This is a genomic window from Ornithinimicrobium carbonis, assembly GCF_050703245.1.
GTDB lineage: Bacteria > Actinomycetota > Actinomycetes > Actinomycetales > Dermatophilaceae > Ornithinicoccus.
Genome location: NZ_CP192647.1, coordinates 390,345 through 404,432, shown reverse-complemented (window position 1 = coordinate 404,432; position 14,088 = coordinate 390,345). Strand labels below are relative to the sequence as shown.

Annotated in this window: 15 protein-coding genes; 5 read left to right on the top strand and 10 right to left on the bottom strand. The window is 75.4% G+C overall.

The window, feature by feature from the left end; translation table 11 throughout:
• Nucleotides 1-21: 21 nt before the first annotated feature.
• The 3 genes from ACQ95T_RS02050 to ACQ95T_RS02040 all read right to left on the bottom strand — a co-directional run bounded on the left by ACQ95T_RS02050 (nt 22) and on the right by ACQ95T_RS02040 (nt 2,194).
• Nucleotides 22-543, bottom strand: coding sequence for a transglutaminase-like domain-containing protein (locus ACQ95T_RS02050; protein WP_431473468.1), 522 nt, complete (start codon nt 541-543; stop codon nt 22-24).
• A gap of 302 nt (nt 544-845) precedes the next feature.
• Complete coding sequence (locus tag ACQ95T_RS02045; protein WP_425938960.1) at nt 846-1,523, bottom strand: TrmH family RNA methyltransferase; 678 nt, start codon at nt 1,521-1,523, stop codon at nt 846-848.
• Nucleotides 1,520-2,194, bottom strand: coding sequence for a DedA family protein (locus ACQ95T_RS02040; RefSeq protein ID WP_431473467.1), 675 nt, complete (start codon nt 2,192-2,194; stop codon nt 1,520-1,522). Before ACQ95T_RS02040 ends, ACQ95T_RS02045 begins: the two co-directional genes overlap by 4 nt.
• Before the next feature lie 163 nt (nt 2,195-2,357).
• On the opposite strand from ACQ95T_RS02040, the gene ACQ95T_RS02035 reads away from it, so the two are divergent.
• The 3 genes from ACQ95T_RS02035 to ACQ95T_RS02025 all read left to right on the top strand — a co-directional run bounded on the left by ACQ95T_RS02035 (nt 2,358) and on the right by ACQ95T_RS02025 (nt 6,273).
• Nucleotides 2,358-4,208, top strand: coding sequence for a hypothetical protein (locus ACQ95T_RS02035; RefSeq protein ID WP_425938957.1), 1,851 nt, complete (start codon nt 2,358-2,360; stop codon nt 4,206-4,208).
• Between the two features lie 440 nt (nt 4,209-4,648).
• Complete coding sequence (locus tag ACQ95T_RS02030) at nt 4,649-5,053, top strand: hypothetical protein (RefSeq protein ID WP_431473466.1); 405 nt, start codon at nt 4,649-4,651, stop codon at nt 5,051-5,053.
• Between the two features lie 2 nt (nt 5,054-5,055).
• The gene (locus tag ACQ95T_RS02025; RefSeq protein WP_431473885.1) at nt 5,056-6,273 is read left to right on the top strand and encodes an NlpC/P60 family protein; all 1,218 of its coding nucleotides are present in this window, start codon (nt 5,056-5,058) and stop codon (nt 6,271-6,273) included.
• Here the strand turns inward: ACQ95T_RS02025 and pyrE are convergent.
• From pyrE to ACQ95T_RS02010, 3 genes are read right to left on the bottom strand one after another with little or no spacing between them, the layout of a single operon-like run.
• On the bottom strand, nt 6,170-6,718 hold the full coding sequence (gene pyrE, locus ACQ95T_RS02020) for an orotate phosphoribosyltransferase (protein WP_425938953.1): 549 nt from the start codon (nt 6,716-6,718) through the stop codon (nt 6,170-6,172). The genes ACQ95T_RS02025 and pyrE overlap by 104 nt on opposite strands.
• A 9-nt stretch (nt 6,719-6,727) precedes the next feature.
• On the bottom strand, nt 6,728-8,059 hold the full coding sequence (locus ACQ95T_RS02015; protein WP_431473465.1) for a glycoside hydrolase family 15: 1,332 nt from the start codon (nt 8,057-8,059) through the stop codon (nt 6,728-6,730).
• Nucleotides 8,056-8,868, bottom strand: a complete 813-nt coding sequence (locus ACQ95T_RS02010) for an SDR family NAD(P)-dependent oxidoreductase (RefSeq protein WP_425938950.1) — start codon at nt 8,866-8,868, stop codon at nt 8,056-8,058. Before ACQ95T_RS02010 ends, ACQ95T_RS02015 begins: the two co-directional genes overlap by 4 nt.
• A gap of 224 nt (nt 8,869-9,092) precedes the next feature.
• On the opposite strand from ACQ95T_RS02010, the gene ACQ95T_RS02005 reads away from it, so the two are divergent.
• Nucleotides 9,093-9,449 carry an SRPBCC family protein gene (locus tag ACQ95T_RS02005; protein ID WP_431473464.1) on the top strand — a complete coding sequence of 119 codons (357 nt, stop codon included), beginning with the start codon at nt 9,093-9,095 and terminating at the stop codon, nt 9,447-9,449.
• A 61-nt stretch (nt 9,450-9,510) separates the two neighbouring features.
• Complete coding sequence (locus tag ACQ95T_RS02000) at nt 9,511-10,392, top strand: exodeoxyribonuclease III (RefSeq protein ID WP_431473463.1); 882 nt, start codon at nt 9,511-9,513, stop codon at nt 10,390-10,392.
• Between the two features lie 86 nt (nt 10,393-10,478).
• On the opposite strand, the gene ACQ95T_RS01995 is transcribed toward ACQ95T_RS02000, so the two are convergent.
• The 4 genes from ACQ95T_RS01995 to ACQ95T_RS01980 are packed head-to-tail and all read right to left on the bottom strand — an operon-like array spanning nt 10,479 to nt 14,003.
• On the bottom strand, nt 10,479-10,991 hold the full coding sequence (locus tag ACQ95T_RS01995) for a hypothetical protein (RefSeq protein WP_431473462.1): 513 nt from the start codon (nt 10,989-10,991) through the stop codon (nt 10,479-10,481).
• Nucleotides 10,988-11,704, bottom strand: a complete 717-nt coding sequence (locus ACQ95T_RS01990) for an MFS transporter (RefSeq protein ID WP_431473461.1) — start codon at nt 11,702-11,704, stop codon at nt 10,988-10,990. The genes ACQ95T_RS01995 and ACQ95T_RS01990 overlap by 4 nt, the downstream gene beginning before the upstream one ends.
• The gene (locus ACQ95T_RS01985; protein WP_425938942.1) at nt 11,701-12,282 is read right to left on the bottom strand and encodes an HhH-GPD-type base excision DNA repair protein; all 582 of its coding nucleotides are present in this window, start codon (nt 12,280-12,282) and stop codon (nt 11,701-11,703) included. Before ACQ95T_RS01985 ends, ACQ95T_RS01990 begins: the two co-directional genes overlap by 4 nt.
• Nucleotides 12,279-14,003, bottom strand: coding sequence for an MFS transporter (locus tag ACQ95T_RS01980; protein ID WP_431473460.1), 1,725 nt, complete (start codon nt 14,001-14,003; stop codon nt 12,279-12,281). Before ACQ95T_RS01980 ends, ACQ95T_RS01985 begins: the two co-directional genes overlap by 4 nt.
• Nucleotides 14,004-14,088: the final 85 nt, after the last annotated feature.

The following is a 14,088-nucleotide window of genomic DNA, read 5'->3' as shown; positions in this document are numbered from 1 at the left end:
TCGGCCGCACCGGCGCCCGGATCAGCCGACCGAGACCGTCGAGACGTGGTCGTCGGTCGGCAGGTCCTCGCCCTCGACCACCGCGGTCACGGTGAGCCCGCCGAAGGACAGCCCGCCGGTGTGCACGGTGAGGAAGGACGTCTCCGCCGCGTCCGTCCCGGTGCTGATCCGCACGAGCGAGGAGCGCGGTGCCAGGCGGGTGGGGTCCAGCACGACCCAGCGGCCGTCGACGGCCGCCTCGACGACGGCGTGGAAGTCCATCGGCGACAGGCCGGGGGCGTAGCAGGCCACCAGCCGGGCGGGGATCCCGCGGGCGCGCAGGAGGGCCATCGTCAGGTGCGCGTAGTCCCGGCACACGCCGCGCCGGGCCAGGTAGGTGTCGCTGGCCCCGTCGGTCACCCGCGAGGAGCCCAGGACGTAGCTGAGGTGCTCGTTGACCCAGGTCGCCACGCGGAGCACGTCCTCCTCGTCGACCACCGCGCCGACCTCGGCCCGGGCGACCGACTCGAGGCGGTCCAGGTCGACGTAGCGGCTCGGTCGCACGCACGCCGCGGATGCGCTCCAGCGGGGTGACCGGACCGGCGACCCCCCCGTCGGCGACGGTCGCCGCATACTCCACCCGCAGGTCCCCCGGACCCACGTCGCGCAGCACGTGCCACCGCGACCCGGTGGCGGGGTCGAGGACCTCCTCGACGTCGACCTGGCTGCCGTCGAGGGTGACGACGAGGCGTTCCTCCTCGCGGTCCACGCCGTCGGCGACCGCCACCCCCAGGGTGGCCTCGACGGGCGAGCTGACGGTGGCGGTGAGGGTCGAGGTGAGACGTCGGCGCATGCCCGCCAGTGTCTCAGGCCGGAGGCCCCGCCGACGACGTGCCCGCGTGCTGCAGGGCCCAGTGGTACATGACGACCGCCGCGGCCGCCCCGGCGTTCATCGACCGGGTCGAGCCGTACTGGGTGATGGCCAGCACCTGCGAGCACGCCGCGAGGGCCGGTGGCGAGAGCCCCGGTCCCTCCTGACCGAGGAGGAGTATGCAGTCGCGCGGCACGGTATACCCCTCCAGGGGGAGCGAGCCCGGGACGTTGTCGACGCCGAGCAGCGGCAGCTCCCGCTCGGCCGCCCACGCCGCCAGGTGGTCCACGTCGGGGTGGTGGTGCTCGTGCTGGTAGCGGTCGGTGACCATGGCGCCACGGCGGTTCCAGCGGCGACGCCCCACGATGTGGACCGCGGCCGCGTTGAAGGCGTTGGCGGTCCTCACCACCGAGCCGATGTTGAAGTCGTGCTCCCAGTTCTCGACCGCGACGTGGAAGCCGTGCCGCCGGGTGTCCAGGGCCGCCACGATCGCCTCGTGCCGCCAGTAGCGGTAGGTGTCGACGACGTTGCGCCGGTCCCCCTCGCGCAGCAGCTCGGGATCCAGGTGCGCGGGCAGTCCGCCGGCCCCGTCGGTCGGCCACGGGCCCTCCCACGGTCCGACCCCGACCCGGGGGGCGGGCGGCGGGTCCCCGGGCCGGTCCACGGAGGTCACGAGGGCCGGCGGGCCTGCTGGCTGCGGACCCGGGAGACGACGAACCAGGCGACCGCCACGGCCACGACGGCGAGGACCACCTTCTGGAAGACCCCGGCGTAGTCCTCGACCACGTGCCAGTTCTCCCCCAGCTGGAAGCCCGCCACGACGAACAGGGTGTTCCACAGCAGGCTGCCCGCGGTCGTCAGCGCCAGGAAGACCGGCAGAGGCATCCGTTCGATGCCGGCCGGCACCGAGATGAGGCTGCGGAAGATCGGCACCATCCTGCCGAAGAAGACGGCCTTGGTGCCGTGCCGGCCGAACCAGGCCTCGGTGCGGTCGAGGTCCTCGAGGTTGACGAGCGGCAGCCGCGCCCACACCGCCCGGAAGCGGTCGCGCCCGAAGACCGCCCCGAGGGTGTAGATGGCCAGGGCCCCCACCACCGACCCCGCGGTCGTCCAGAAGATCGCCCCGCCGACGGTGAACGTGCCCTGGCTCGCGGTGAAGCCGGCGAGCGGCAGGATCACCTCGCTCGGCAGCGGGGGGAGGTTCTCCAGGGCGATGACCAGGCCCGCACCCGGCCCGCCCAGCCGTTCCATGAGGTCGACCGCCCACCCGGCCACCCCGGTCAGCTCCGTCTGCGTGCTCACGTGCGTCTGTCTCCTGTCGGCGGGGAGCCTCGATTGTCCCATCCGCACCACGGGGGGTCGGTCGTCGGCGCGGCGGGCACGACGCGCCCCGCACCCTCCATCCCTCGCCCGACCGGCGGCTTCGCACTACGGTGGACGCAGCGCCGCAACTCCTGCGGGTGCCTCGGACGCGGCCGTCCCCGGTCGCCACAGGGAGGAACGCCACATGAACGACACCACCAAGTGGATCATGATCGCTCTGCTGCTGCTGCTCATCGCGGCCGCCGTGATCGTGCTGCTGCGCTCGCCCGGCAAGGACCGCGACCGCGACCGCGACGGTGGGGACGACGCGGTCGCGGGGAGCGACCACGACCACGACCGCGTGTCGGGCCGTGAGGAGGGGCGCCTGGCCGGTGCACCGGAGCGGGGCGTGTACGACCAGGAGGCAGACCTGCGCGAGGGTGCGGACCTGCGCGAGGGTGCGGACCGCCCCGTCGCCCACGACCGGGGCGTCGGTCACGAGCAGGCCGGTGCGGCCCCCGTGGTCGGGGGCGACGTCGTCGGGGACCACGACGTGACGGCGGCCCCGGCGGAGCCGTCGACCTACGACCGTGCAGCCGGTGCCGACGCGACGACCGTCGACGAGGAGCCCGTGGTCCACGAGGCGCCCTCCCAGGAGCCGCCGGCCAGCGCCGCGACCGGTGCCGACACGATGGCCGACGACCGGGACGGCTCCACGACAGACGACCGGGACGGCTCCGCGGTCGAGGACCGAGGCGGCTCCACCGTCGACGACGTCGCCACCGACGACAGCCTCACCTACGCCGAGGACATCGGGGCGACGACCGGCCCGGACGCCGCGGCGGACCGGGACGCCACGGTGGACGAGGCCGTCGCGGCCGAGCCCTACCAGCCGGCTGCCGGGGCCTACGAGGGCGGCGAGCCCGGGACCTACGCCGGAGAGAGCTACCGTCCCGACGACGAGGGGCCCGACGCGACGGGAAGCCTCGTCGACCAGCACCCCACCGAGGAGCTCACGGCCGGTGAGACCGAGGGGTACGGCGGGCCCGCGGCGGTCGCCGACACCACCCCGGCCGACGAGCCGGCCGTGACGGACGTGACGGCCGACGCCCCAGCCACGGACACCGGTGACGGCGCGGGCGGGGACGACGACCGGCTGAGCCAGGCCGCCAGGATCGGGGCCCTGGGGGCCGCCGGTGGAGCAGCGGCCGGGGCGGCCGCCCGGAACACCGATGAGGACGCCGCTGCGGACAGCGGGGATGCCGAGCACGCCCGGGACGCTGAGCACGCCAGGGACCTTGAGCACGCCAGGGACCTTGAGCACGCCGGGGACGTCGAGCACGCCGGGGACACGGGGACGTCCGCCGCGGCCGGGTACGGCGCCACCGCGGCCCGGCCGTTGAGCGACGAGGAGGTGTCCGACGGAGCCCGCCAGGAGCCGCTGGCGACGACCGACCAGGAGCAGCCGGACGGCGTCACCACCTCCGCGGGCCACGACGAGCCGCTGACGGCGGACGAGGTGCTGCGGGCCTCCGACGAGGACCGTGACGTCTCGCAGGACCAGACCTCCCAGGACCGGGCCTTCTCCCAGGACCAGACCCCCGAGACGACGACCGGGGCGACCGCGGCCGGAGCCCGGGGAGCCGGGTACGAGACGGGCGAGGACACGGACGCCGGGGTCGTCAGGGACACCGTCGAGGACCGCCGTACGGAGGACGACAGCACCCTGACCAGTGCCGACGGCACCGACGTGGTCCACGCCGACGAGGGGCGCACGGCCGTGGCGGGCGACGAGGACGCGACCACGGTCGACGCCGGTGCCACGCCCGAGGCGTCACCGGTGTTCGCGGAGTCGGTGTACGGCCCCGGGTCGGCGGACCCCCTGGACGACGGGACCGGCCCCGCGGGCTGGGAGGTCAAGGGCAACGTGGGCTCGATGCTCTTCCACACCACCGACTCGCCCAGCTACGACGCCGTCCGGGCCGAGGTCTGGTTCGAGAGCGAGGAGGCCGCCCGGAACGCCGGCTTCGCGCACTGGGACCGCCGACGCCGCTGACCCTCCGACGCTCGAGGCCCCGTCGACCCGGTCGGCGGGGCCTCTGCGCGTCGCGGCGCGACCTCGAGAGCGAGGACAGCGAGGAGCGGGGCGACCGCGGGGAGCCGATGCACGGCTGCGCCCCCAGCACCCCCAGCGTTCGCCCTGGTCACACGCGCACCGTGTCCGCTGCGACCCTCGAAACGCCTGTGACGGGCGGGAATTCGCAGTCCGCCGGAGTCACACCGGTGTGATATTCGGGCTGACCTGCGGCTTCACCCCTTCGGTTGTGACCAACATCACAAAGTTACATGCTTGTGGTTCCCAGGAAAACCATACTCGCGCAGGTCAGCACAGGTTGACCCACGCTGGGGAACGGTTGTTCACTGCTCGTGCTCGCCCCCTCGAGCGGTTGTTGCCCCCCGACTGGTCCTTGTCCCCCGACCTAGATGGATAGCTCTATGACGACGCGCACGCGCAGCCTGTCCCGCACGCTGATCGCTGTCACCGCTGCGACCGCCCCGGTCGTGGCCCTGGCCCCCACCGCACAGGCCGCGCCTGCGCCCCAGGTGCCGCGGACCCCGCTGCCCCCGGCGCTGCCGACCACCCCCCTCCCCACGGTCCCGCTGACCCCCTCGACCGACGACCCCGCCACCGTCGCCCGCTGGGTCAGCGTGCCGGTGGCCAACGTCCGCTCCGGTCCGAGCCTCAGCAACGGGGTCGTCACCACCAAGACCCTGGGGAACGCCGTGAGCGGCACCCTGACGTCCAACGGGTGGTTGCGCATCAGCAGCACGCAGTACATGCACCCCTCGGTCCTCACCAGCACCGACCCCACCCCCACGACCTCGTCCTCTCCTCGGTGACGATGTACATGGCCGCCGCGATCGGCAACGTCCGCTCCGGCCCCGGCCTGGGCTACCCGGTCGTCGCCACCATGCGCCAGGGCGCCGAGGTCCGCGGCAGCTGGACCAACGGCTGGCTCAACCTGGGCAACGGCCGGTTCGTCAGCGGCACGATCCTCACGGCGCAGGGCCCCTCGGCCCCGGCGGAGCCGGTGAGCTCCACCCAGGTGACCCGCTGGGTGAGCGTGCCCGCGGCCAACGTCCGCTCGGGCCCGTCCACGTCCTACTCCATCGTGGGTGCCCGCACCCAGGGTGCCGAGGTCACGGGGACGCTGGCCTCCAACGGCTGGCTCCGGATGAGCAGCACCCAGTACATGGCCCCGTCGGTCCTCACCGACCGGGACCCCGGTGGCGCACCGGCCCCGGCCCCGGCCCCCGCCGAGACCGTCACCCAGTACGTCACCGCGGCGATCGGCAACGTCCGCTCCGGCCCCGGCCTGAACTACTCGGTGGTGACCACCATGCGCCAGGGCACCGAGGTCCGCGGCAGCTGGACCAACGGCTGGCTCGACCTGGGCAACGGTCGCTTCATCAGCGGGACCATCCTGACGTCCACCGCGCCGTCGGCCTCGACCCCGGCCCCCGCCCCCGCCCCCGCGCCGTCGACCCCGATCCGGTCGGCGCTGATGGACACCGCGGCGGACTACGTGGGCTACCCCTACGTGCTCTACGGCACGCCCCCGAACGCCTTCGACTGCTCGTCCTACACCTGGTGGGTCTACAAGCAGAACGGCATCAGCATCCCGCGGACGGTCCGCGACCAGCGCACCGTCGTCACCCCGGTCACCGACCCCCAGCCCGGTGACCTGGTCTTCTACAACAACTTCTACCACGTGGGCATCTACGCCGGGAACGGCATGATCTACGAGGCGATGAACCCCTCCACCGGTGTGATCTACCACAAGATGTGGGACCACGACGTCTGGTACGGCCGGGTCCCCGGCGTCTGCCCGTCCCGGACGCGCACGCGAGCGGGCCCCTGCACCCGGGGAAGGTGCAGGGGCCCGCTCGCGTCCTGGGGTGCCGCCCTGTCCGGGGCGGGGCCCTCCGTCCCCGTCCGGAACGGCGGGGCCCCCGTCAGGGAGTGGACAGTCCCAGGTCCTCGAGGCCGAACGCGGCGCGGTAGTCCAGCCCCTCCTGCTCCAGCCGCTCCCGCGCCCCGCTCGCCCGGTCGACGATGACGGCGACGGCCACGACCTCGGCCCCGGCCTGGCGGCAGGCCTCGACCGCCGCGAGGGGGGACCCGCCGGTGGTGGACGTGTCCTCCACGACCAGCACCCGCCGGCCGCGCACCGAGGGACCCTCGATGCGCTGCTGCAGGCCGTGGGCCTTCTCGCTCTTGCGCACGACGAAGGCGTCCAGCCGCCGCCCGCGGGCCGCGCCGGCGTGCAGCATCGCGGTGGCCACCGGGTCCGCACCCATGGTCAGCCCGCCGACGGCGTCCAGCTCCAGGTCCTCGACCAGGTCGAGCATGACCTCGCCGACCAGGGGTGCGGCCTCCCCGTGCAGGGTGACGCGGCGCAGGTCCACGTAGTAGTCGGCCTCCCGGCCCGAGGACAGGGTCACCCGGCCGTGCACCACGGCCAGGTCGGACACGAGCTGCAGCAGGCGGTCACGGGGCGTCATGCCCGCACCCTACCGACGCTCGACGGCCAGCAGGACCAGCGCCGCGGTCCACGCCAGGGGGGCGACGGCGGCCGGTGAGCCGTCGTGCAGCACCTTCTCCGGCAGGGCGCCCGTCGCCGTCCGGTGCCGGTCCAGCCAGTCCAGCCACCGGTCGGCCTCCTCGTGCCGACCCGCGCCCCGGGCGGCGAGCGCCTGCAAGGCGGTCTGAGGGGTCCAGGAGATCCCGTCCCGGCGCCACCCCGCCCCCGGCGCCATACCTCCCGCCGGACGGGCCTGCTGCCGCTGCGCCCGCTGCCGAGCCGTCTCGGCGCCGGCCACCGGCCCCTCGACGAACGGTGGGAGGAGGAAGGTCACGGCCGCGTCCGGACGACCACCGACGTGCCGCGGGTAGTGCGGGCCGAACGCCTCGACGATCCGGGCCCGCAGCTCCGCAGCCGCCGGCCCGAGCGCCTGCGGGTCGACCCGCGCCGCCGCCCAGGCCTCCGGCGGCACCCGCCCGTCCTCCGCGAGGGCCGCGGCCGCCTCCAGTCCCATGAGCGCGGTCGCGGCCACCCCGAGGGTGAGCCGCTCCTCGGGACGCTCCCAGTAGTCGGGCGAGGGACGGGGCAGCCCGGTCCGCGGGTCGACCCGGTCCAGCAGCCGGGCCGCGGACCGGGTGACCAGGTCGGCGAGCAGGACCGAGGGGTCGCCGCCCGGGTCCTCCCCGGCCTCCTCCGCGAGCACGCGGACGGCCCACAGCGCCCAGCCGGGCCCGTCCTCCTGGGGGAGCCTGCCGTCGGGGACCTCGCCCGAGCCGTCCGGCCGGTAGCGCGCCTGGAACGACCCGTCCGGCGCCTGGAGGTCCTGCAGGTGCAGGAGCACCTCCAGCGCGTCCTCCTCGTGGCCGGTGCGGGCCAGGGCTGCGGCGACGAAGGAGGCGTCGCGCGGCCAGACGAACCGCCAGGCCGGGGAGGCTCCGGCGAGGACGGCCCCGGGGGTGGTGCCCTCCGGGCCGGTGAGGGTATGCAGATCCCGCAGCGCCGCGCGCGCCATCGCCCCGTGCGGATGGTCGGGGGACGGCTGCCAGCCACCCGCGCTCCGGACCTGGTCCCGGGCCGCCCGCGCCGCCAGGAGCGACACCTCGAGCCAGCGGTCCTCGGGGGGACCGGTCAGCGCGAGGTGGGTCGGTCCGCCCGGGCCGGTCGCCCCGGTGGGGACGGCGACGAGGGCGCCACGGACGTCGCGGACCACGCCCTCCTGGTGCAGCGGCACCTGACGGTGGGCCTCCTGCCAGACGAGGGCGCCGCCGGCGGGCAGGACGAGCGCCAGCAGGCCGGCCAGCGCCCGGCCCCCGCGGGTCACCCCGCCGGGCCCTCCGTCGTGCCACCCGTCGCGCCACCGCTGGTGCGGCGCCGGGCCGCGAGCGCACCGGCCGCCCTCCGGGTCAGACCGCGCGGAGCCACCCGGAGCACCCCCACGATCGCCTGGTAGGTCAGGGACGGCACCGAGACGACCCGACCCCTCGCCACGTCCTCCAGCGCGGTGCGCACCACGTCCGGGGCCTGGAGCCACAGGGCGTCGGGCAACCGGGACATGTTCATCTCCGCGCGCTGGTGGAACTCGGTGTGCACGAACCCCGGGCACAGTGCGGTCACCGTGACCCCGTGGGGCGCCAGCTCGGTGGCGAGCGCCTCGGAGAGGACGGTCACGTAGGACTTGATGGCCGAGTAGTGACCCATCACCGCGAACGAGGCCACCGAGGAGACGTTGAGCACGGCTCCGTGGCCGCGGCTGCGCATCGCCCCGCCCGCGGCGTGCGACAGGACCATGACCGCGCGGACCATGACGTCCAGGGCCCGCTCCTCCTCGGCCAGGTCCCCACGGACGAAACCTCGGCGCGAGCCGAAGCCGGCGTTGTTGACCAGCAGGTCGACCGGCCGGTCCGGATCGGCCACCCGGGCGGCCACCCCGTGCAGCTGCTCCCGGTCCGCCAGGTCGGCGACGAGCACCTCGATCCCGACTCCGTGGGCGGAGGCCAGCTCCTCGGCGGCCGTCTCCAGGCGGCCCCTGTCCCGGGCCACGAGCACCAGGTCGTGGCCCCGCCCTGCCAGCTGCCGTGCGAACTCCAGCCCCAGCCCGGACGAGGCTCCCGTCACCAGTGCGGTTCCCATGGGCGACAGCGTAGGCGAGGGCACGCCGCGTCCCGTCCCTCTCCGCACGTCAGGCACCCCCCGGCCCGTCCCTCCCCGCACGTCAGGCACCCCCCGGCCCGTCCCTCCCCGCACGTCAGGCACCCCCCGGCCCGTCCCTCCCCGCTAGGCTCCACCCGTGGCCCGCCCCTTCTTTCGAGCTCGACCTGCTCGTCCCCGGCTCCCCGGAGGAGGTCTGGACGCGGTTGTGGGACCTGGACCGCCACACCCGGGCCGTCCCGCTCACCGCGGTGCAGGGGCCGCCACCGCGACCGGGCTCGACCTTCGTCGCCCGGACGGCCGTGGGTCCCGTGGGCTTCGACGACGTCATGGAGGTCCGGGAGTGGGACCCGCCGCACCGGGCCGTCGTCGTCAAGGTGGGCCGTGTCGTGCGCGGGCGGATCGAGGCCCGGCTCACCCCGGACGGGGCCGGCCGCACGCGCGTGCGGTGGCGCCAGGAGGTGGGCGCCGCCGGGGTGCCACGGCCCCTGGCCCGGCTGGCCGTCCCGGCCGTGGCCGCCGGCTACCGGCGGTCGCTGCGGCGGATCCTCGAGGTTCCGTAGGCCGTCGGTGGGCCGCCGGTGGGCCGCCGGTGGGCGCCGCCCCGCCGACTAGGGTGGCCCCGTGCGTATCGCAACCTGGAACTGCAACTCGATCCGCTCCCGCGTCGACCGGGCGGTGGCTTTCCTGGAGCGTCACGACGTCGACGTGCTCGCCCTGCAGGAGACCAAGTGCAAGGACGAGCAGTTCCCCCACCTGCCGTTCGAGGCCGCCGGCTACGAGGTCGCGCACGTCGGGTACCACCAGTGGAACGGCGTGGCCGTCGTCTCCCGGGTGGGCCTGGAGGACGTCCAGGTCGGGTTCGAGGGCATGCCGACCTGGGGCGAGGGCCAGGAGGCGACCACCGAGGCCCGGGCGATCTCCGCGGTGGCCGGCGGGGTCCGGGTGTGGTCCCTCTACGTGCCCAACGGTCGCAGCCTGGACGACCCCCACCTGCTCTACAAGCTGGACTGGCTGGCCGCCCTGCGCGAGGCGGGCGAGGCCTGGCTCGCCGAGGAGCCGGGGGCCCAGATCGCCCTCACGGGGGACTGGAACATCGCCCCGACGGACGAGGACGTGTGGTCCGTCGAGCACTACCTGGGCCGCACCCACACCGGCGGCGGAGCGGGCCGCCTTCTCCGCCGTCGTGGACGCCGGCTACACGGACGTCGTCCGGCCCCACGCCCCCGGACCGGGCACCTACACCTACTGGGACTACACCCAGCTGGCCTTCCCCAAGCGCCGCGGGATGCGGATCGACTTCTGCCTCGCGTCCCCGGCCCTGTCCGCCCGGGTGGACGGGGCGTTCATCGACCGCGAGGAGCGCAAGGGCAAGGGCGCCAGCGACCACGCCCCGGTGGTCGTCGACCTGACAGACGCGTGAGGACACGGAGCGCAGCGCAGCGAGCACCGGCCCGGACCGCGTCGCGGAAGGTCGACGGAGAGCACGACCTGACAGACGCGTGAGGACACGGAGCGCAGCGCAGCGAGCACCGGCCCGGACCGCGTCGCGGAAGGTCGACAGTGAGCACGACCTGACCGACGCGTGAGGGTCAGCGTCGGCGGGTGCCCAGCAGCGCCAGCGGCAGCGTCAGCAGACAGATGGCCGCGGTGAGCCCCATCCCGGTGCCGAAGCCGGCCCCGACGGCGACCCACCCCACCAGGAGTGCGCCGCTGGCCGTCCCGGTGTCGAAGCCGGCGTTCCACACGGCGCTGGCCGCACCCACCCGGCGCGGGCCGGCGGCGGCGAAGGCCTGCAGCATGGTGAGGTTCTGCAGCGCCCCGTAGCTGACCCCCACCAGGCCGGTGGCCACCACCCAGGGCAGCACCTGGGCGGCCTGGACCGGCTCGCGCACCAGCAGGGCGACGCCGGCCAGCGAGGCAGCCGCCAGGAGCACGAAGGGCCACACCAGCCGGTCGATCGGCACCCGGTCGCTGAGGCCGCCGATCCGCCACCGGGTGACCGAGGTCGCCAGCCCCATGGCGAACAGCCCCAGCGCGCCCAGCCACGGCACGGCGACCAGCTGCGGGGCGAAGGTGATGATGGCCCCGCCGGCCAGCGTCACCGCAAGCAGCACGAACGTCGGCGGCAGCAGGGCCAGGTAGGTCCTCGCCCCGGGGGAGCACCGGTCACCTCGGGGTGGCGCGGGTCGTGCGTCGAGCGGTCCGGCAGGTGCCGGGCCAGGACGACGGCGGCCGGCACCCCGGCCAGCGGCAGCGCCCCGATCCAGAAGGCCGGCGCGAAGCCCACCGCCTGGGACACCCAGCCGCCCAGGGGCATGAGCAGCACGTTGGGCACCGACAACGAGAGCGAGTAGGCCCCGACCGCCGCGCCCCGGCGGGCGCCGTCCACGAGGAGCACGGCCGCCGCGCTGCCCGCCACCGTCAGCACGCCGAAGCCGGCGCCGCGCACGGCGGAGAGCAGCAGCGTGACGAGCAGGTCGCCGCTGAGCAGGTGCAGCACCGAGGGCAGCCCCATCAGCAGCAGCCCGCCACCGAGGACCTTGCCCCACCCCCACCGGCCGATCGCCCCGGGCACGGCGAACTGGGTGGCCACGGTGGACCCCAGGAGCACGAAGTTGACCAGCCCCGCACCGGCGCTGTCCGAGCCGGCCTCGACCACCCACAGCGGCGCCACGGGGAGGAGCACCGCATACCCGGAGAACCCGGTGAAGGCGACGACGGCCAGGGCGAGCATGCCCGGCACCGCCCAGATGCCGCCGCGGGTGCCGGAGCGGTCGGGCAGGGGCTCGGCGGGGCCCGGGCGGGGGCCCGTCACCCGCGCCCGGCCCGGGCGGCCGCCTTCTTCTCCTTCTTCCAGGAGCGCACCTTCTGCAGGGACCCCTCGTCGGTGACGTCGGCGATCGACATGTGCACGCCCTCGCGCCCGTAGTCCCCCGCCGCCTCGCGCCAGCCCTCGGCGGTCAGGCCGCGCTGCTTGCCGAGCAGGGCCAGGAAGATCCGCGCCTTCTGGTCGCCGAAGCCGGGCAGCGCCTTCAGCCGCCGCAGGACCTCCCGGCCGTGAGGGTCGCCACGCGTCCAGATCGCCTCCGCGTCCCCGTCGTGGTCCCGCACCACCGCGGCGGCCAGGTCGTGCACCCGCTGCCCCATCGACCGGGGGAAGCGGTGGACGGCCGGCGGGGTCGAGCACAGGGCGACGAACTCCTCCGGGTCGGTGGACGCGATCGTGGCCGGGTCGACCGAGCCCAGCCGCTCGGCGATCTTGCGTGGTCCGTCGAAGGCCACCTCCATGGGGATCTGCTGGTCCAGCAGCATCCCGGTGAGCAGGGCGAACGGGTGCTCGGTGAGGATCCGGTCGGCCTCGGGGTCGCCGACGAGGTGGAGGGGCTGACTCATGGTCTCGATGGTATGCCGTGCTCCCGGCCCCCGCGGAGCGGCGGCGCGGACCCTGGGGATCCGTGCGACGCGGGGGGCGCGGACTCCGGAGCGGCCGGACCGTCCTCTCCGGCGTCCCCGACGGGCCGCATCCCCAGGGTGAGGGCGACCACGGCACCCAGCGCCGCGGCCAGCCCGGCACCGGTGAGGACGGTCTGGACCTGCACGACGGCGGCGTCGAGCAGCGCGTCGGCGTCGCTCGGGTCGCTCAGCCCGGCCACCTCCTGGTGGAAGCGGCGCAGCCCCCAGGTGGTGAGGAGCGCCAGGCCGAGCACCATCCCCACCATCCGGGCGACGACAACGAGGGAGCTGACGGTCCCGTGTCCGTCGGCCCGGGCGTCCGCCAGCGCGGCGTCGTTGACGGGGGCGATCGCCAGGCCCACGCCCAGGCCGGCCCCCACGAGCGGCAGCGTCGTGGCCACCACGTCCTCCAGGCTCCCCCGGTCCCACCGGGCCATCGCCAGCACCGAGACGGCAGCCAGGGCCAGCGCCGGGGCGGCCACGACCGCGGGGCCGACGCGCCGCAGCAGCCAGCCGCCCAGGACCGCCCCCACCGGTACCGCGACAAGGAAGCGCACGAGCACCAGCGCGGCGTCCGTCTCGTCGGTGCCCTGGGTCAGGCGGGACAGGAGCGGCACGTCGACGACGACCGCGACGATCGCGGCCCCGACGAGCAGGCTGGACAGCAGCGCGGGCCAGACCCGGCGCCGCACCACGCCGCGGGGGACCAGCGGGGACGCGGCGGTGCGCTGCCGCAGCACGGACCCGGCGACGGCCAGCGCCCCGACCGGGAGCAGCCACCGGCCCCACGGGCCGAGGACCTCGCTGCCGGGGTCGGCGGTGGAGAAGGTCAGCACGAGCGACCCGAGGGCGACCGCCACGAGCGCTGCCCCAGGCAGGTCGGCCCGCAGCAGCAGCGGGAGCCACCGGCGGGCGGTGAGGGCGCCCAGCACCACCCAGGCGGTGGCCGCCGACGCCCCGACGGGCGTGAGCACCCGCGAGCCCGAGGCGGGGTCGAAGGGCACGAACGGGCCGCCCAGGGCGACCGAGCTCGTCAGGGCCTCCGGAGCCCACAGCGCCAGCGCGGACAGCACGGCGGCGACCAGGGTCAGCAGGCCGACGACGGCGCGCCGGAGACGGCGTCCGTCGGCAGGACGGCTCCGGCCGGGCGGACCGAGCCGCCACACCCCGACGAGGCACACCGTGCCCAGGACGACGTTGAGCCAGAAGATCGCCCGCCAGTCGGCGACCACGAGCACGAGCGCACCCAGCAGCGGACCGAGCACCGCCCCCAGCTCCTGGACGCCGCCGACGACGCCGAGCGGCACCCCCCGGCGGCCGGGCGGCCACAGGTCGGCCACGAGGGCCAGGGTAGCCGGCACCAGACCACCTCCGCCCAGCCCCTGCAGGAACCGTCCACCCACCATCACGGGCAGCTCGACGGAGACGGCGGTCACGGCCGAGCCCACGACGAGCACGACGAGGCACCACAGCAGGATCCGCCGGCGGTCGACCAGGTCGGAGAGCCGGCCGATGAGGGGCAGCACGGCGACGTAGCCGAGGAGGAAACCCGAGATGATCGGCGTCCCCCGCTGCAACGACTCGATCCCCACCCCGACACCGGCCATCATGTCGGTCAGCGCCAGGACGACGACGTAGGTGTCGGCCGCCGCGAGCGCCACCGCGGCGGCCGCGACGCCCAGCAGCAGGCGGGGCCTGCCGGTCGGGCCCCCGGGAGGGGTGGTCGCCGGCCGCCCGTCGACCGAG

Excerpts from the sequence above, each read along its gene's own strand:
- ACQ95T_RS02040 (WP_431473467.1), bottom strand. The coding sequence starts at position 2,194 with ATGGGACAATCGAGGCTCCCCGCCGACAGGAGACAGACGCACGTGAGC.
- ACQ95T_RS02035 (WP_425938957.1), top strand. The coding sequence starts at position 2,358 with ATGAACGACACCACCAAGTGGATCATGATCGCTCTGCTGCTGCTGCTC.
- ACQ95T_RS02030 (WP_431473466.1), top strand. The coding sequence starts at position 4,649 with ATGACGACGCGCACGCGCAGCCTGTCCCGCACGCTGATCGCTGTCACC.
- ACQ95T_RS02025 (WP_431473885.1), top strand. The coding sequence starts at position 5,056 with ATGTACATGGCCGCCGCGATCGGCAACGTCCGCTCCGGCCCCGGCCTG.
- pyrE (WP_425938953.1), bottom strand. The coding sequence starts at position 6,718 with ATGACGCCCCGTGACCGCCTGCTGCAGCTCGTGTCCGACCTGGCCGTG.
- ACQ95T_RS02010 (WP_425938950.1), bottom strand. The coding sequence starts at position 8,868 with ATGGGAACCGCACTGGTGACGGGAGCCTCGTCCGGGCTGGGGCTGGAG.
- ACQ95T_RS01985 (WP_425938942.1), bottom strand. The coding sequence starts at position 12,282 with ATGAGTCAGCCCCTCCACCTCGTCGGCGACCCCGAGGCCGACCGGATC.